Below are 15,876 nucleotides of genomic sequence, written 5' to 3'. Positions count from 1 at the left end.
GCGACGCGCGCGTCCTGCGGTCGACGGGCACGGCCGCCGTCTGGCACCGTCAGGGCATGAGCCCTGGAGACTCCCTCGACCCCGGTTCGCGCGCCGACCGGGCCGCGTCGTTCGAGCACGGTGCCGCGCAGTACGCCTCCACCCGGCCGTCCTACCCGGACGCGGCCGTCGACTGGCTCGTGCCCGACGGCGCCCACCGCGTCCTCGACCTCGCCGCCGGCACCGGGAAGCTCACGGAGCGGCTCGTCGCACGCGGCCTCGACGTCGTCGCCGTCGAGCCGTCCGACGCGATGCGCGACCGCCTCGCCGAGACCGTGCCCGGCGCCGAGGCGCTCCCGGGATCGGCCGAGGCCGTCCCGCTGCCGGACTCGAGCGTCGACGCGGTGCTGGTCGCCCAGGCGTGGCACTGGTTCTCCCCCGCGGCCCAGCCGGAGATCGCGCGCGTGCTGCGGCCCGGCGGCCGGCTCGGCATCGTGTGGAACGTCCGGGACAGCTCGGTGGACTGGGTGGGCAGGTTCACCGAGATCATCCACCGGGGCGACACGCTCGAGCACAGCTACCGCGAGCCCGCGCTCTCCGAGCACCTCTTCACGACGCCGGAGCACCGCACGGTGCCGTGGGCCGACCGGGTCCTCACGTCCTCGCTGCGCCCGCTCGCCGCGTCGCGCAGCTACCTCCTGACCCTCCCACCCGCGCGGCGCGAGGAGCTGCTGGACGAGATCGACCGGCTCGTCGCGACCCACCCCGACCTCGCCGGCCGCACCGAGGTGGACCTCCCCTACCTCGCCCAGTGCTGGCGCGCCGACGTGCGTTCCGACGCACCGGGCGCAGCATGAGCGGCGGGAACGCACGCGGCACGATGACCGGCGACGACGTCCGGGTGGCCGTCCGATGGCTCGCCGACCGCCTCGTGGGCCAGCCCGTGTCCGCGTTCGACGCGCAGGCCGGCCCGGTCCGCTGGTCGTGCTGGACGACGACGGAGCACGTCGTGGACGACCTCCTCGCCTACGCGCTCCAGCTCGCGGCGCTCCCCACGCTCGCGTACGTGCCGCTCGTCGGCCCGCGGGGCGAGGGCGAGATCGCGCACGTCGACCGCGCGGCCGGGACGGCGGGACTCGTCGAGGCGCTCGTCGGCGGCGGGGAGCTGCTCGCGACGCTCGCCGAGACGCGGCCCGCGGACGCGCGCGCCTTCCACCCGTACGGGGTCTCGGACGCCGACGGCTTCGCGGCGATGGGGGTCGTCGAGGTCCTCGTGCACGGCCACGACGTCCTGCTCGGGCTCACGCACGCACCCACCCCGTTCCCCCCGGGGCTGGCGGCCCGCGCCCTGACGCGCCTGTTCCCCGACGTCGAGACGAGTCCGGACGAGGACCCCGACGCCGTGCTCCTCTGGGCGACCGGCCGGGGCGAGCTCCCGGGTCGGCCGCGGCGCACGCGCTGGCGCTGGGACGCGAGCGTGCGCGCGGACTCGCCGGGCTGAGCCGGCCCGTCAGGCCGACGACGCGGCCGCGGCCGCCGCGATGCGGCGCGCGGCCGAGGAGAGCGCCGTGCCGTCCTTCCAGACCATCCGCAGCCGGCGGTCCAGCTCGAGCCCCGGCACCGCGACCCGCACGAGGGCGCCCCGTGCGACGTCGTCGGCGACGGCGAGGCTCGACAGCACGGCGACCGCCCCGCCGTGCTGCACGGCCGTCTTCAGCGCCGCGGTGGAGCCGAGGTAGGGCAGGTGGTCCGGCAGCCGCTCGCCGAGCGTCGCGAGGCCGCGCTCGAGCGTCTCGCGCGTGCCCGAGCCGCGCTCGCGCACGACGAGCCCCCCGGACAGCAGCTCGTCGACGCGCACGGCGCTGCGACGCGCCCAGGGGTGCGCCGGGCCGACGACGACGACGAGCCGGTCGTGCGCGACGGTGCGGCTGCGCAGCCCGCGCCGCAGCGTCGCGCTCTCGACGAACCCGAGCTCCACCCCGCCGTCGAGGACGAGGTCGGTCACCTCGCGCGAGTTGCGGACGACGAGCTCGACGTCGGGAGCCCCGCCGCCCGGCGCCCCCTCGAGCGCGAGCCGCGCGAGCCAGCGCGGCGCCAGGTACTCCGCGACGGTGAGGCTCGCCGCGACCCGCACCCGGGCGGCCGGGGCGTCGCGCAGCGCCGCGACGGAGGTCTCGAAGCGGTCGGAGGCCTCGATCACCTCGCGCGCCCACGCCGCCGTCGCGCGGCCGGTCTCCGTGAGCCGGGACCCGCGCGTCGTGCGCTCGAGGAGGTCGAGGCCGAGGCGGCGCTCGAGCGCGCGCAGGCCCGCCGACGCGGTGGGCTGGGCGACGCCGAGCGCGCGGGCCGCCGCGCTGATCGACCCGTGCGAGTCGGTCGCGACGAGCAGCTCGAGCGCGGAGAGGGACGTCCTGTCGCGGGCGGTGGGGGCCATAGGCCCACTCTATGCCTCGCGAGGGAAGTCGCTCTTCTGCCGCCGCACCGGCCGCAGCACGCTGGAAGCATGAACCACCCTGCACCCCCCTCGACGCGCACGGAGGCCCTCGCGACCCGAGGCGTCCCGGCGGTCACGGCCGCTCCCCCGGCGCCCGCACCCGACCGACGCCCCGACGCACCGCGCGGACCGCGCGCGCTCGTCCCCGGGCTCCTCCTCGTCGGCGCGGCGACGCTCCTCGTGCTCGCGGGCGCGCGCCTCGTCCCCACGGTGTCCCCGCTCGTCGTCGCGCTCGTCCTGGGCGCGCTCGTCGCCCCGGTGCTCGGCCGGCTCGCGACGACCCGGCGGGGCGGGGCGACGGTCACCGCGACGCGCCCCGGCGTCGCGTGGACGTCGCGCGTCGTGCTCCGGGTGGGCGTCGTGCTGCTCGGGTTCCAGCTCTCGCTCCCGGAGGTGCTGGGGCTGGGCTGGCGCGGGCTCGTCGTCGTCACGACGACGCTCGCCGTCACCTTCGCGGGGACGCTCGCGCTCGGCCGCGTGCTGCGCGTGCCGCGTGTGACGACGCTGCTCGTCGCGACCGGCTTCTCCGTGTGCGGGGCGGCCGCGATCTCCGCGATGCAGGGCGTCGTGGACCGGCCGGGTCGCACGCCCGACGAGGTGCGCGAGGACGACGACGGCGTCGCCACCGCGCTCGCGCTCGTCACCGTCTACGGCACCCTCGCGATCGTCGTGCTGCCCTGGCTCGCAGGGCTGCTCGGGCTCACCGACGACCGGGCCGGGCTCTGGATCGGCGCGAGCGTCCAGGAGGTCGCGCAGGTCGTCACCGCGGCCGGGACGGTCTCCGCGCCGGCGCTCGCCACCGCGACGGTCGCGAAGCTCGCGCGCGTGGCCCTGCTCGCGCCGCTCGTCGCCGTCGCCGGGGTCGTCGTGGCCCGCGGGGCGCGACGCGCGGCGTCGGCGCTGGCGGCCACGAGCGCGCTCGGGGCACCGGGCACCGCGCCGTCGTCCGGTGCGGACGACGGCGAGTCTCGCGGCGCAGGTGCCGGGGCCAGGAGGCGACGCGTCGCCCCGGTGCCGTGGTTCGTCGTCGGGTTCGTGGCGGCGGTCGTGCTCCGCAGCCTCGGGGTCGTGCCCGCGCCGGTGCTCGCCGTCCTCGTCACGGCCTCGACGCTCGCGTTCGTCGCGGCGATGTTCGCCCTTGGGCTCGGCGTGGACGTGCCCACGCTCGTGCGCACCGGACGGCGGTCGCTCGTGCTGGGCGCTCTGTCCGCGGTGCTCGTCACCGCGACGGCCCTCGTGGGCGTCCTGCTCCTCGCCTGATCGCCCCAGGAGCGGGAGCCCCCCGGCCTCCCGAGGGAACGCCCCGGTAGGCCGGGGTAGAGGCCCGGTACGCCGAGGTAGAGCCCTGGTCATGACCAGGGCTCTACCTCGCGGAACCAGGGCTCTACCTCGCGGGACCGGGGCTCTACCTCGCGGGGCGGGGGGCTGCGCCTCGCAGGGCCGGGGGTTACCTCGGCGCGGGGGTCTGCGCCGCCGCGACGCCGAGCGTCGCGGGGAGGTCGTCGAGGCCGTGGACGACGTGCACGCCCGACGCGCGGGCCGACGCCGGATCCTCCGGGTGCGGGCCGCCGCGGCGGGTGCCGGGGCGGTCGAGCCAGACCCCGACGAGGCCCGCGGCGAGCGCGCCGCGCGCGTCGACGTCGAGCTCGTCGCCCACGTACGCGGTGCGGGCCGGGTCGGTGCCGAGACGACGGCACGCCTCCGCGAACACGCGCGGGTCGGGCTTGCCGAAGCCGAGCGTGTCCACCCCGACGAGCAGCGGCACGTCGGCCAGGCCAGCGGCCGCGAGCTTGCGGGTCTGGAGCTCGACGCGCGCGTTCGTCAGCGACCCGACGCGCACCCCGGCCCCCGTGAGCGCGTCGACGACCGCGCGGGAGTCGGCGAACGCCGTCCACGACTCCTCGAACGTGCCCCAGAAGAGGTCCTTCCAGTCGACGTACGCCGCGTCGTCGAGCAGCTCGCCGCCGAACGCCGCCTGGAGCTCGTTGGCGCGCGCCATCCGCTGGGCGTCGAAGTCGACCTCGCCGCGCGTGTACGCGCGGTAGTGCCCGTTGACGTCGGCGCGCCACAGCGCGAGGACCTCGTCGTAGCGCTCCTCGGGCAGGTGCGGCAGCCACACCCGTGACGCGGCGGCGATGGCCTGCGCGAACGCGGCGCGGGTGTCGACGAGCGTGTCGTCGACGTCGAACAGGACGCCCTCGAGCGGCGCGCCCGCCGAGGCCGCGGCGTCGGTCACAGCGCGTCCCGCAGGCGCACGAGGCGCTCCAGCGTCGAGCCCTTGCCGAGCAGCTCCATCGACTCGAACAGCGGCGGCGAGACGCGGCGGCCCGTGAGCGCGACGCGCAGCGGCGTGAACGCGAACCGCGGCTTGACGCCCATGCCCTCGACGATCGCGTCGCGCAGGCGCTCCTCGATGGCGGCGGTGACGAACTCGTCGTCCTGCAGCACGTCGAGCGCGGCGATCGCCGCCGCGAGGATGTCCTTCGCGTCGTCGCGCAGGGCGCCGCGCGCGTCCTCCTCGACCGTGAGCGCGTCGTCGGGCGTGAAGAGGAAGCCCAGCATCCCGACCGACTCGCCCAGCAGCACCATGCGCTCCTGGACGAGCGGCGCGGCCGCCGTGAGGATCTCCTGGTTGCGGGGCGACAGGTCGGCGAACGAGTCCGCCGGGACGAGCCCGCCCGCGTGGAGGTACGGCACGAGGCGGTCGCGGAAGTCCTCCGGCGCGAGCATCCGCACGTGCGTCGCGTTGATCGCCTCGGCCTTCTTGAGGTCGAAGCGCGCCGGGTTCGGCAGCACGTCGTGCACGTCGAACGCCTCGACCATCTCGGTGACCGTGAAGATGTCGTGGTCCGGCGAGATCGACCAGCCGAGCAGCGCGAGGTAGTTGAGCAGGCCCTCCGGCGTGAACCCGCGCTCGCGGTGCAGGAACAGGTTCGACTCGGGGTCGCGCTTGGAGAGCTTCTTGTTGCCCTCCCCCATGACGTACGGGAGGTGGCCGAACTCCGGCATCACGTGCGCGACGCCGATCTCCAGCAGCGCCCGGTACAGCGCGATCTGGCGCGGCGTCGAGGACAGCAGGTCCTCGCCGCGCAGCACGTGCGTGATGCCCATGAGCGCGTCGTCCACCGGGTTCACGAGCGTGTAGAGCGGCTGCCCGTTCGCGCGCACGAGCGCGTAGTCCGGGACCGAGCCCGCCTTGAACGTGATCTCCCCGCGCACGACGTCGGTGAACGTGATGTCCTCGTCCGGCATCCGCAGGCGCAGCACCGGCTCGCGGCCCTCGGCGCGGAAGGCGGCTTTCTGCTCGTCCGTGAGGGTGCGGTCGAAGTTGTCGTAGCCCTTCGTCTTGAGCCCCGCGGCGGCGTTGCGCGCGTCGGACTCCTCCGGGGTCGAGAACGACTCGTAGACGTACCCGCCCTCGACGAGGCGCGCGATGACGTCCTGGTAGATGTCCGCGCGCTGCGACTGCCGGTACGGCTCGTGCGGGCCGCCGACCTCGACGCCCTCGTCCCAGTCGAGCCCGAGCCAGCGCAGCGCGTCGAGGAGCTGCTGGTAGCTCTCCTCGCTGTCGCGCGCGGCGTCGGTGTCCTCGATGCGGAACACGAACGTGCCGCCCGTGTGCCGCGCGTAGGCCCAGTTGAACAGCGCGGTGCGGATGAGCCCGACGTGCGGCGTCCCGGTCGGGGACGGGCAGAAGCGGACGCGGACGGGCGAGGAACCAGGTGCGGGGATCACGGCTCCCAGCCTAGTTGCCCGACGCCGTCCGCCGCCCGGGCGTCCGGCGCCGGGCCCGTCCTCGTCTCAGTCCGGTACGGTCCCCGCCGCGCCTCCCGCGCGCCCGGCCCGCCACGACCGCGTCGCGGCGACCGCCGCGCCGAGGGCGGCGCCGGCGAGCGCGCACCCCGGGACCAGGATGATCGCCAGGACGACGGCGTACGCCAGCACCTCGCCCGGGGGGACGTTCCCGGAGGCGATCGCGAGGACCGCGAGCACGACCACGACCACGCACGGGACGACGGCGCCCCAGCCCGCCCACCGCGCGACGACGCGGCCCGGCCCGCGTCCCACGGTCAGCCGCGCCGGACGACCGGGTTGCTCAGGACGCCCAGCCCCTCGACCTCGCACTCGACGCGGTCGCCGACGTCGATCAGCCCGACGCCCGCAGGGGTGCCGGTGAGGATGACGTCGCCGGGCAGCAGGGTCATCGCCTCGGAGACGTAGGACACGAGGAACGGGATGTCGAAGATCATGTCGCTCGTGCGGCCGTCCTGCTTGACCTCGCCGTTGACGCGGCTGCGGACGCCGACGTCCTCCGGGTTGAGGTCGGTGTCGATCCACGGCCCGAGGGGGCACGCGGAGTCGAAGCCCTTGGCGCGCGCCCACTGGCCATCGGTCCGCTGCGCGTCGCGCGCGGTGACGTCGTTCGCGACCGTGTACCCGAGCACGTACGCCGGCGCGGCCTCGGGCGACACGTCCTTCGCGAGGCGTCCGATGACGACCGCGAGCTCGGCCTCGTACGAGACCTCCTGCGAGAAGTCGGGCAGGACGATCGGGTCGTCCGGGCCGACGACCGACGTGTTCGGCTTGAGGAACAGCAGCGGGCTCGACGGGACGTCGTTGCCCATCTCCTTCGCGTGGTCCGCGTAGTTGCGGCCCACGGCGACCACCTTGGAGCGCGGGATCACCGGCGCGAGGAGCCGGACGCCGTCGCCCAGCTCGACGCGCTCGCCCGTCGGCGTGACGGGCATGTAGAGCGGGTCGCCCGTGAGGACCGCGAGGTACGTGCGGTCTCCCTCCTGCTGGACGAGGGCGTAGCGGGGGTCGTCTCCGGTGGTGAATCTCGCGATGCGCACGGGCCCAGGCTATCCGGCCGTGCCCGGTCGATCACGCGCGGGCGAGGACCTCGCCGTTGAGGACGGCGAACCAGCCCGCGGGCTCCTCGGCCCAGCGCAGCCAGTCCTGCGCGAGCTGCTCGAGCGCGACGTCGTCCGCGAGCGCCGACTCCTTCGCCTGGACGGCGAAGTTCGACGCGACGCACCGCTCGGCCCACAGCCCGCCCCACCACGTGCGGTCGGCGGGGGTGGCGTAGCACCAGGTGCTCGCGCTGGGCTCGATCCCGTCGAGCGGGAACCCGGCGTCCTGCACCCAGGAGAAGAGGCGACGGCCGGCGTCGGCCTCGTACCCGTAGGCGTGCGTGACCTCGTGGTAGAGCGTGTTCCACTCGGTGAGCCCCGGCGACTCGGGGTACCAGGTCATCGCGGCGTAGTCGGCGTCGCGCACGGCGACGAGCCCGCCCGGCTTCGTGACGCGCCGCATCTCGCGCAGCGCGCCGACCGGGTCGGACAGGTGCTGCAGGAGCTGGTGCGCGTAGACGACGTCGAAGGTGCCGTCGGCGAACGGCAGCTCGTAGGCGTTCGCGTGCTGGAACGTGATGTTCGCGGTGCCGCGCTGGGCGGCGAGCTCGCGCGCGCTGTCGAGGACGGCCTCGGACGCGTCGACGCCGACGACCCGCCCGCCGCCGACGCGGTCGGCGAGGTCGACGGTGACCGTGGCCGGGCCGCAGCCGACGTCGAGGAGGCTCATGCCGGGGCGCAGGTGCGGCAGGAGGAAGCCGGCCGAGTTCTCGGCCGTGCGCCAGCGGTGCGAGCGCAGCACGGACTCGTGGTGGCCGTGGGTGTACGACTCGGACTCCTGCGCGGGGTCGCTGCCTGCCCCGGTGGGGGCGTCGGCGTGGTGCTCGGCGGCCTCGTCGGCGCCGTGGGGGGTGTGCGTCATACCCGCACCGTAGGCCGCGGTTGCGGCGTTCTCGACCCCGTTCTCACACTCTGGGCGCGCGGTCCCCGCGCGCTCGTCCCCGGCGTGGCGGCGGGGTGGGAGCGCGCCCGCGCACGGACAATCCCCCCATGACGGCCGCGACCGGCACGACCTCCGCCCCGGGCGACCCCGCTCGCCCCTCCGCCGGCTTCGCGCGGCGCCACGCCGCGCTCCTGCTCGGCGGGCCGGGCCGCGTCACGGGGCTCGACGTCGCGCGCGGGGTCGCGGTCCTCGGGATGTTCGCGGCGCACGTGGGCTTCACGACGGACGACTTCGGCGAGGTCTCCGGCTGGCTCTCGCTGTCGCACGGGCGCTCGTCGGTGCTCTTCGCGCTCGTGGCCGGGGTGTCGCTCGCCCTCGTCTCGGGCGGGCGCACCCCGCTCGACGGGCTGCCCGCGCTCCAGAACCGCACCCGCGTCCTCGTGCGCGCCGTGCTCCTGCTCGCCCTGGCCGGGCTGCTGGACCTGCTCGGCACACGCGTGCTGCTCATCCTCGGCTTCTACGCCGCCTACTTCGTGCTCGCGCTGCCGTTCCTGCGCTGGCGGCGCCGGGACCTCCTGGTCCTCGCGGGCGTGGTCGCCGTCGTCGGTCCGGTGCTCGCCCTGTGGCTCCCGGAGGTGCTCGCGCGCGCCGGGCTCCACCTGCCCGACGACGGGTCGGGCGCGCTCACCGACTTCCTCGTCTCGGGGCACTACCCGGCGGTGGTGTGGATGGCGTACGTGCTCGTCGGGATCGCGATCGGGCGGTCCGACCTCGGCGCGAGGACGACGCGCGTCGCGCTGGTCGGTGGCGGTCTGCTGGCGGCCGGGCTCGGGTACGGCGTCTCGGCGGTGCTCACGGGTCCGCTCGGCGGGGCGCAGGCCGTGGAGGACGCGGCCGCGGTGTGGTCGAGCGCGTACCGGCCGGAGCCGCTCGGGTGGGCGGAACCGTGGCCGACGAGCGCGTACCTCTGGCTCGCGGGCCCGCACACGGACACCCTCCCCGAGGTCGTGGGGTCGGGCGGGTTCGCCGTCGCGGTGCTCGGGCTGTGCCTGTTCGCGGGCCGGGTCGGTCGCTGGGTGCTCGCCCCCGTCGCCGCGGTCGGCGCCATGGCGCTCACGGTCTACTCGGCCCAGATCGTCGTCCTGTGGGCGTGGGGCGACGCGGCGTACGAGCAGACGACGAACGGGCCGCTCCTCGCGCTCGTGCTCGCGACGCTGGTGGTCGCGACCCTCTGGCGCTGGGCGTTCGGCCGCGGCCCGCTGGAACGGCTCGTCGCGTCCGTCGCGGCGCGCGCCTCCGCCGTCACGTCGTCGCGCGGGCCGACGTAGGGTCGGCCGCATGACCACCACGAGCGACGACACCGCCCCCCGCCCCGCCCTGCGCCGTCTCGGCCGGTCCGGCCTGGCGGTGTCCGCCGTCGGGCTGGGGTGCAACAACTTCGGGCGCCCCACGACGGCGACGGAGACCCTGGAAGGCACGCGCGCCGTCGTCGACGCCGCGCTCGACGCGGGCGTGACCTTCTTCGACACGGCCGACACGTACGGCGGCCGTCCGGGTCTGAGCGAGGAGCTCCTCGGCCAGGCGCTCGGGTCGCGGCGCGACGACGTCGTGGTGGCGACGAAGTTCGGCCTGTCGATGCGCGGGGTCGCGGGGGCGGACTTCGACGCGCGCGGCTCGCGCCGCTACGTCGTGCGGGCGGTCGAGGACTCGCTGCGGCGCCTCGGCACCGACCGCATCGACCTCTACCAGTTCCACGCCCCCGACCCGCGGACGCCGATCGACGAGACGCTCGCGGCGCTCGACGACCTCGTGCGCGCGGGCAAGGTCCTCTACGTGGGGCACTCGAACCGGGCGGGGTGGCAGATCGCGGAGGCGGAGTTCGTCGCGCGCGCGGCGGGCACCGTGCGGTTCGTGTCCGCGCAGAACCAGTACAACCTCGTCGACCGCGCGGCCGAGCTCGAGGTGCTGCCCGCCGCGGCGGCGTACGGGCTCGGCGTCCTGCCGTACTTCCCGCTCGCGAACGGCCTCCTCACCGGCAAGTACGCGCACGGCGCGCGGCCCGACGACGGCCGGCTCGTGCGCACCAAGCCGCACCTGCTCGAGTCCGCGCCCTGGGAGGCGCTCGCGCGGCTCGGCGCGTTCTGCCAGGTGCGCGGCATCACCGAGGTGCAGGTCGCGTTCGGGTGGCTGCTCTCCCGACCCCAGGTGTCGAGCGTCATCGCGGGTGCGACGAAGCCCGAGCAGGTGCGGCAGAACGCCGCCGCGGGCGCGTGGCGGCCCACGGACGAGGACCTCGCCGAGCTCGACGAGATCTTTCCTCCGCTCGGGAAGGTCGCGCCCTTCTGACCCGTCCCACCGGGCTCCTGCCGGCCTGGCGGCCGGTCGTGTGGCCCGACCGCGACCGGCTGCCTACCGTGGGGGCATGGCCTCGTGGGAGGACGTCGGACGGGTCGTGGCGGTGCTGCCGGGCACGGCGCTCAAGGACGCACGACGGTGGACGGTGCACGGCAAGCTCTTCGTGTGGGAGCGCCCCCTGCGCCCGCGCGACCTCGACGAGCTGGGCGCCGCAGCCCCGGCGGAGCCGCCCGTCGCGCTGCGCGTCGCGGACGAGGGCGAGAAGGCCGCGCTGATCCAGGACGACCCCGGCACGTTCTTCACGACGAGCCACTTCGACGGGTACCCGATCGTGCTCGCGCGGCTCGACCGGGTCCCTGTGCCAGAGCTCGAGGAGCTCGTGCAGGACGCGTGGCTCGCCCGCGCCCCGCACCGCCTCGCGCAGGAGTACCTGCGGCGCACGGAGTGACGCCTGCGCACGTCGGGAGAGGCGTCACCAGGAGAAGACGGCCACCGCGTAGTTCGCCCACGTCGGCTCCAGCGCCACCGTGACGTCCTCCGGGTCGTGGACGGCGTACACGAGATCCCACTCGCCGCTCGACCCCCGCGCCACGAGGTCGGGACGCTCGAGCAGGACGTCCGGCGCGTAGTCGTACACCCGGCGGGCCACGAGGCCGCCCGACACCGGCTGCACGTCGACGCTCCCGGGGTCGACGGCGCGGCCCGTGCCGTTCGTCAGGCGCACCCGGACACGCACGGAGTCCGGCGGGTCGCCGTCGCGCACCGCCGCGTGCTCGCTCGGCGTGTACGCCTGCGGCGCCGAGACCGCGACGACGAGTCCGTCGGCGTACCGGACCGAGTCGCCGAACCAGACGCGGTCGGACACTGCCGTGATCTCCGGGCCGTCGTCGGACCCGCCGCCGAGCGGGTACCCGCGCAGCGAGCTGCCGACGCCGTAGCCGGGACCGGACGCGGGCACGAGGTCGACAGCCACCCAGGTCGTGACGACGACCGTCCCCGCGAGCAGCGCGACGAGCGCGCGCGTCGCCCCGGGCACGCCGCGCGTGCCCCGACGCCAGGCGACGGCGCCGACCGTCAGCACGACGGCCCCGGCGACCGGGTAGAGCCAGCCCACGTGCGCCCAGCCCAGGCGCGCCGTCATGGCCTCGGTGACGAGGACGGCCCCGACGAGCAGGACGCCGAGGCACGCCGTGACGAGGACGCCCGTACCCGGCGGCCGGGCACGCGCGGGCTGCGCGGCCGGTCCGGGCTCGGGGTCGCCCGGGGCCGGGCGTTCGCCGCCGTCCGCAGGCGCGCTGGCCTGCACAGGGTCCGGCGCCGAGGGCGCGGGCTCGCGCTCCCCCGCCGTACCGGGCGCCGTGCCCCACACGGGTGCGGGCGCCGCGTCGTCGGGCGGGGTCCTGGGGTCGCTCGTGCTCACCGGTCCGTCCCTCGGTCCCGTGCGCCGGTCAGTACGCGCTCACGCGGGTGACCTCGAAGGTCGCCGTCTTCATGGCCTCCAGGTTCTCGGAGTCGATGAAGTCGAAGGCCTCGACGGTCGTCGACTCGCCCGGCGCGAGCTCGTCGGTGTAGGCGAAGTCGGACTCGACGACCGTGCCGTCGGCCGCGACGGCGTCGATGTCGAGGTCGAACGTCAGCGGCTCGTCGGAGGTGTTGGTCAGCGTGACCGGCAGCGCGGACTCCACCCAGCCGAACTCGTCGGCGGTGCCCTCGAACGTGCCGATCTCGACCTCGAGGTCGTTCGCGAGGATCTCGTCCGTCGACTCGCCGAGCGCACGGTCGGAGTCCTCCTGGATCTCCGCCAGCGACTGCTCGTACTGCGACGAGGCCTCGTTCGCCGCGATGACGAAGAGGACCCACACGAGGATCGTCACGAGCACGGACACGATGCCCAGCACGATCGCCGCGATGGAGAAGCCCTTGCCCGACCGGCCCCGCTTCGCCTGCGACAGCCCGACGAAGCCGAGCACCACGCCCGCGATGCCCATGACTGCGGCGAAGATGTTGACGAACGGGATCCAGCTGCCCAGGAAGCCGAGGATCGCGAGCACGAACCCGACGATCGCCATCGTCCCGGTCGTCGACACGGGCGCGGCGTACGGGGCGTAGCCGTTCCCGAACGGGCTCCCGTAGGGCTGCTGGGCGGGGTCGCCGTAGGGCTGGCCGTACGGCTGCTGCGCCCCGGCGGCCGGGTATGGCTGCGCGTACCCCTGGGCCGGGTCCCCTGCGGGCCCGCCGTAGCCCGGCTGTCCGTACGCCGTCTGCGGGTCCGCGCCGTAGGGCGCGTAGCCCGGGTCGCCGTAGGGCGCCTGCTCCGGCGTGCCGCCGTACCCGGGCGCGCCGGACGCGGCGTCGGGCGAGCCGTACGGCTGCGGCTCCCCCTGCGGCGCCCACGGGTCCTGCCCCTGTCCGTGCTCCTGCCGCGCCGGGTCCGAGTCCTGCGGCCGGTAGGGGTCGAACTGGTAGGGGTCCTGCGGTGCCGTGGGCGGCTGCGACATGGTGCTCCTCCGCGGCCTCGCCGCGAGTTCGGTCGTTCGGGTCGGGGTGGACGGCCGACGCGCGGTCGGCCGGCCTGACGCGCCGGGTCTTCACAGCACGTTCACGACCATTCTTCCCGGTCGCGCCCACATCGGGAAAACCGCACGGCGGGTGAAAGTCCGCCGCGGCGGCGCGCCCACGGGCTCTCGTACCCTGGGTACGTGCCTGCGACCGTCACCACGACCCCCCGGGCGACGTCCGTCGTCGGCCCCGTCGTGCTGCCTGCCGCGGAGTGGGCGGAGCGTGAGCGCGCCCACGCCGAGCGCGCGGACGCGCTCACGGCCGGGTGGCGGCACCGGAAGCCGCTCGGGCAGAAGCACGCGATCGAGGACTTCCTCTTCACCTACTACCCCACGCGCCCGGCCCAGCTCCGGCGCTGGCACCCGGGGCCGGGCGTCGTGCTGGCTCCCCCGCCCACCGCCGCGAGCGGTGCGGCACCGGGCGGCGACGACGCCCCTGACCCGTCCACCGACCGCGCCGGCTGGCGCTGGTACCGCCGCACGACCGAGGGCCTGACGCTCGACACCGACGCGTTCCTCGCCGACCGTGGCGACACCGTGCGGTACCTGCGCGGTCTGCTCACGGCGACGGCGTCTCGCCCGGGGCGGTTCGGCTGCTTCGGGCTCCACGAGTGGGCCATGGTCTACCGCGACAAGGCGGCCGGCCGCGACCACCGCCACCCGCTCCCCCTGCGGCTCGGGCACGACGGGACCGACCGGGTCGTCGAGGACCACCCCGTGCAGTGCTCCCACTTCGACGCGTTCCGCTTCTTCACGCCCGAGGCGGGGCCGCTCAACCGCCTGCGGCCCACGCGCGAGACGCAGCCCGCCCTGGAGCAGCCCGGGTGCCTGCACGCGACGATGGACCTCTACAAGTGGGCGCTCAAGCTCACGCCGGCCGTCCCCGGCGACGTCGTGCTCGACGCGTTCGAGCTCGCGCGCGACGTCCGCGTCGTCGACATGCAGGCGTCGCCCTACGACGTGTCGTCGTACGGGCTGGAGCCGGTCGCGATCGAGACGCCCGAGGGCAAGGCCGAGTACGTGCGGCACCAGCGCGCCTTCGCCGCCCGCGGGGCGGCGCTGCGCGAGCGGCTCGTCGCCGTGTGCGACGCGCTGCTCCCGCCGGACGGCGACGCGGCCGCCCGCCCTCCCCGCTGACGCACCGACGACCGGCGCACCGGGCCGACGTCGCGCCGGGAATGGCCGTGACCGGCGGACGGACCGCGTGCGAGGATCGCCCGCGTGAGCCGCGCCGAGACCATCGCCGAGATCCCGACCGGACCCGTGGCCGTCCCCGCCGTCGTCCGCGCGCTCGCGGGGGACGACGTCGTCACCCCGGTCTGGCGCAACACCGTCGGCGGGCTGACGTTCCGCCTCGACCCCCGCGGCGGCGAGGCCGAGCGACCGGTCCGGTACGCGAAGTGGGTCCCGGCGGGCGTCCCGGAGATCGACCTGGCCGCGGAGGCCGAGCGGCTCGCGTGGGTCGGCGACCGGACCCCGGTGCCGCGCGTGCTCGACCAGGGCGCGGACGACGACGGCTCGTGGCTCGTGACGCAAGCCGTCTCGGGGCGGTCGGCGGTCGAGGCGCGCTGGGCGGGCGACCCGGCGGTCGCGGCGGCCGCGATCGGCCGCGGGCTGCGCGCGCTCCACGAGGCGCTCCCGGTCGCGTCGTGCTCCTTCACCTGGTCCGTCGCCCAGCGCGTGGCGCAGGCCGACGACCGCCTCGCGCGCGGGCACGGCCCCGACGAGTGGTTCCCCGAGCATCGCGGTCTGGCCGTCGCCGAGGCGCGCGCCCGGCTCGACGACGCTCCCCCGGTCGACCGCCTCGTCGTGTGCCACGGGGACGCGTGCGTGCCGAACACGCTCCTGCACGACAACGGCACGTTCGCCGCGCACGTCGACCTCGGGTCGCTCGGGGTCGCGGACCGCTGGGCGGACCTCGCCGTCGCGGCGTGGAGCACGGAGTGGAACTACGGCCCCGGGTACGACGGCCACGTCTACGCGGGCTACGGCGTCGACCCCGACCCGGAGCGCATCGCGTACTACCGGCTGCTCTGGGACCTGTCCTGACGGCGGGGCGTGGTGCCGCCGCGGACGCGGTCAGCGCCGACGCGGCTGGTGGGCGGCGACGCCCTGCTCGGCGAGCGCGGCGGTCTCCGCGATCCGGCGGGCCCGGGTGTCGGGCCGCTTCGCCTCGACGATCCAGCCGAGGATCGAGCGCCGCACGCCGGGCGTGAAGGCGTCGAAGCGGGCCCGCGCGTCGGGCCGCTCGCCGAGCGCCGCGGCGAGGTCGTCGGGGACGACGAGCGCCTCCGCGTCGTCGTGCCGGGTCCAGGACCCGTCCGCCCGGGCCGCTTCCACGACGGCGCGCCCCGCGTCCGTCAGGCGCCCGTCCGCCTCGACGCGCGCCACCCGCTCCTTGCTGAGGCGCGTCCACCGGGAGCCGGGACGGCGGCGCGTGAACCACAGCGCGTGCCGGTCCTGGTCGACGGTCGCGGCCTGCCCGTCGATCCACCCGTAGGACAGCGCCTCCTCGATCCACGGCTCGTACCCGAACGTCGGCCGCCCGCTCTCGCGGCGCCACGTGAGGAGCCAGACCCCGGGCTCGGGGTCGTCGTGGTGCGCGGCGAGCCATGCCCGCCACTCCGCGGGGGTCTGCGCGTGGAACGCGGGCCGGCCCTGGTACTCCTCGGTCACGGTGGCGCCTCCGTCGTC

At 75.9% G+C, this 15,876-nt stretch carries 17 protein-coding genes; 8 read left to right on the top strand and 9 right to left on the bottom strand.

Annotated elements, in window-relative coordinates; translation table 11 throughout:
• The first annotated feature begins 56 nt into the window (after nucleotides 1-56).
• A complete protein-coding gene (locus tag RDI86_RS06520; RefSeq protein ID WP_076405683.1) occupies nucleotides 57-836 on the top strand; it encodes a class I SAM-dependent methyltransferase in 780 nt (259 codons plus the stop codon).
• On the top strand, nucleotides 833-1,480 hold the full coding sequence (locus RDI86_RS06515; RefSeq protein WP_308820987.1) for a hypothetical protein: 648 nt from the start codon (nucleotides 833-835) through the stop codon (nucleotides 1,478-1,480). The genes RDI86_RS06520 and RDI86_RS06515 overlap by 4 nt, the downstream gene beginning before the upstream one ends.
• Before the next feature lie 9 nt (nucleotides 1,481-1,489).
• Here RDI86_RS06515 and RDI86_RS06510 read toward each other — a convergent pair whose 3' ends face one another.
• The gene (locus tag RDI86_RS06510) at nucleotides 1,490-2,413 is read right to left on the bottom strand and encodes a LysR family transcriptional regulator (RefSeq protein WP_251176118.1); all 924 of its coding nucleotides are present in this window, start codon (nucleotides 2,411-2,413) and stop codon (nucleotides 1,490-1,492) included.
• A 69-nt stretch (nucleotides 2,414-2,482) separates the two neighbouring features.
• Between RDI86_RS06510 and RDI86_RS06505 the strand changes: the two genes are divergently transcribed.
• Complete coding sequence (locus RDI86_RS06505; protein ID WP_308820986.1) at nucleotides 2,483-3,733, top strand: putative sulfate exporter family transporter; 1,251 nt, start codon at nucleotides 2,483-2,485, stop codon at nucleotides 3,731-3,733.
• A 187-nt stretch (nucleotides 3,734-3,920) separates the two neighbouring features.
• On the opposite strand, the gene RDI86_RS06500 is transcribed toward RDI86_RS06505, so the two are convergent.
• The 5 genes from RDI86_RS06500 to RDI86_RS06480 form a co-directional block, all read right to left on the bottom strand.
• Nucleotides 3,921-4,709 carry an HAD family hydrolase gene (locus tag RDI86_RS06500; RefSeq protein ID WP_168944337.1) on the bottom strand — a complete coding sequence of 263 codons (789 nt, stop codon included), beginning with the start codon at nucleotides 4,707-4,709 and terminating at the stop codon, nucleotides 3,921-3,923.
• Nucleotides 4,706-6,208, bottom strand: a complete 1,503-nt coding sequence (gene gltX, locus RDI86_RS06495; RefSeq protein WP_251176115.1) for a glutamate--tRNA ligase — start codon at nucleotides 6,206-6,208, stop codon at nucleotides 4,706-4,708. The genes RDI86_RS06500 and gltX overlap by 4 nt, the downstream gene beginning before the upstream one ends.
• A gap of 66 nt (nucleotides 6,209-6,274) precedes the next feature.
• Nucleotides 6,275-6,541 (bottom strand): hypothetical protein, encoded by a 267-nt coding sequence (locus RDI86_RS06490; protein WP_194227546.1) that lies wholly within the window; start codon nucleotides 6,539-6,541, stop codon nucleotides 6,275-6,277.
• Nucleotides 6,542-6,543: 2 nt separating this feature from the next.
• Entirely contained in the window at nucleotides 6,544-7,326 is a 783-nt protein-coding gene (locus RDI86_RS06485) for a fumarylacetoacetate hydrolase family protein (RefSeq protein ID WP_308820985.1), read from the bottom strand.
• Nucleotides 7,327-7,357: 31 nt separating this feature from the next.
• A complete protein-coding gene (locus RDI86_RS06480; RefSeq protein WP_194520953.1) occupies nucleotides 7,358-8,248 on the bottom strand; it encodes a methyltransferase domain-containing protein in 891 nt (296 codons plus the stop codon).
• Between the two features lie 128 nt (nucleotides 8,249-8,376).
• Here RDI86_RS06480 and RDI86_RS06475 point away from each other — a divergent pair, with 128 nt between their 5' ends.
• The 3 genes from RDI86_RS06475 (at nucleotide 8,377) to RDI86_RS06465 (ending at nucleotide 11,072) form a co-directional block, all read left to right on the top strand.
• On the top strand, nucleotides 8,377-9,597 hold the full coding sequence (locus RDI86_RS06475) for a heparan-alpha-glucosaminide N-acetyltransferase domain-containing protein (RefSeq protein ID WP_168944334.1): 1,221 nt from the start codon (nucleotides 8,377-8,379) through the stop codon (nucleotides 9,595-9,597).
• A 10-nt stretch (nucleotides 9,598-9,607) separates the two neighbouring features.
• Entirely contained in the window at nucleotides 9,608-10,615 is a 1,008-nt protein-coding gene (locus RDI86_RS06470; RefSeq protein ID WP_163187174.1) for an aldo/keto reductase, read from the top strand.
• 76 nt (nucleotides 10,616-10,691) lie between these two features.
• Nucleotides 10,692-11,072 (top strand): MmcQ/YjbR family DNA-binding protein, encoded by a 381-nt coding sequence (locus tag RDI86_RS06465; RefSeq protein WP_009861177.1) that lies wholly within the window; start codon nucleotides 10,692-10,694, stop codon nucleotides 11,070-11,072.
• A 24-nt stretch (nucleotides 11,073-11,096) separates the two neighbouring features.
• Here RDI86_RS06465 and RDI86_RS06460 read toward each other — a convergent pair whose 3' ends face one another.
• Both RDI86_RS06460 and RDI86_RS06455 read right to left on the bottom strand, forming a co-directional pair.
• The gene (locus RDI86_RS06460) at nucleotides 11,097-12,044 is read right to left on the bottom strand and encodes a hypothetical protein (RefSeq protein WP_308820984.1); all 948 of its coding nucleotides are present in this window, start codon (nucleotides 12,042-12,044) and stop codon (nucleotides 11,097-11,099) included.
• Between the two features lie 28 nt (nucleotides 12,045-12,072).
• The gene (locus RDI86_RS06455; RefSeq protein WP_308820983.1) at nucleotides 12,073-13,122 is read right to left on the bottom strand and encodes a DUF4190 domain-containing protein; all 1,050 of its coding nucleotides are present in this window, start codon (nucleotides 13,120-13,122) and stop codon (nucleotides 12,073-12,075) included.
• A 201-nt stretch (nucleotides 13,123-13,323) separates the two neighbouring features.
• Between RDI86_RS06455 and RDI86_RS06450 the strand changes: the two genes are divergently transcribed.
• Together RDI86_RS06450 and RDI86_RS06445 are read left to right on the top strand one after the other, a co-directional pair.
• Nucleotides 13,324-14,319 (top strand): 3-methyladenine DNA glycosylase, encoded by a 996-nt coding sequence (locus RDI86_RS06450; protein ID WP_374990521.1) that lies wholly within the window; start codon nucleotides 13,324-13,326, stop codon nucleotides 14,317-14,319.
• A gap of 84 nt (nucleotides 14,320-14,403) precedes the next feature.
• On the top strand, nucleotides 14,404-15,231 hold the full coding sequence (locus tag RDI86_RS06445) for an aminoglycoside 3'-phosphotransferase (RefSeq protein ID WP_308820982.1): 828 nt from the start codon (nucleotides 14,404-14,406) through the stop codon (nucleotides 15,229-15,231).
• A gap of 30 nt (nucleotides 15,232-15,261) precedes the next feature.
• Here the strand turns inward: RDI86_RS06445 and RDI86_RS06440 are convergent, their stop codons facing one another.
• Nucleotides 15,262-15,858: a YdeI family protein gene (locus tag RDI86_RS06440; protein ID WP_074809840.1), complete on the bottom strand. Its 597-nt coding sequence runs from the start codon at nucleotides 15,856-15,858 to the stop codon at nucleotides 15,262-15,264.
• Nucleotides 15,859-15,876: the final 18 nt, after the last annotated feature.

The organism is Cellulosimicrobium sp. XJ-DQ-B-000, assembly GCF_031119065.1.
Lineage (GTDB): Bacteria > Actinomycetota > Actinomycetes > Actinomycetales > Cellulomonadaceae > Cellulosimicrobium > Cellulosimicrobium funkei.
Note: the sequence above shows the minus strand (reverse complement) of the source record. Positions and strands in the feature narration are given on the sequence as shown.

Coding starts and splice junctions, on each gene's coding strand:
- RDI86_RS06520 (WP_076405683.1), top strand. CDS start 57: ATGAGCCCTGGAGACTCCCTCGACCCCGGTTCGCGCGCCGACCGGGCC.
- RDI86_RS06515 (WP_308820987.1), top strand. CDS start 833: ATGAGCGGCGGGAACGCACGCGGCACGATGACCGGCGACGACGTCCGG.
- RDI86_RS06510 (WP_251176118.1), bottom strand. CDS start 2,413: ATGGCCCCCACCGCCCGCGACAGGACGTCCCTCTCCGCGCTCGAGCTG.
- RDI86_RS06505 (WP_308820986.1), top strand. CDS start 2,483: ATGAACCACCCTGCACCCCCCTCGACGCGCACGGAGGCCCTCGCGACC.
- RDI86_RS06480 (WP_194520953.1), bottom strand. CDS start 8,248: ATGACGCACACCCCCCACGGCGCCGACGAGGCCGCCGAGCACCACGCC.
- RDI86_RS06475 (WP_168944334.1), top strand. CDS start 8,377: ATGACGGCCGCGACCGGCACGACCTCCGCCCCGGGCGACCCCGCTCGC.
- RDI86_RS06470 (WP_163187174.1), top strand. CDS start 9,608: ATGACCACCACGAGCGACGACACCGCCCCCCGCCCCGCCCTGCGCCGT.
- RDI86_RS06465 (WP_009861177.1), top strand. CDS start 10,692: ATGGCCTCGTGGGAGGACGTCGGACGGGTCGTGGCGGTGCTGCCGGGC.
- RDI86_RS06455 (WP_308820983.1), bottom strand. CDS start 13,122: ATGTCGCAGCCGCCCACGGCACCGCAGGACCCCTACCAGTTCGACCCC.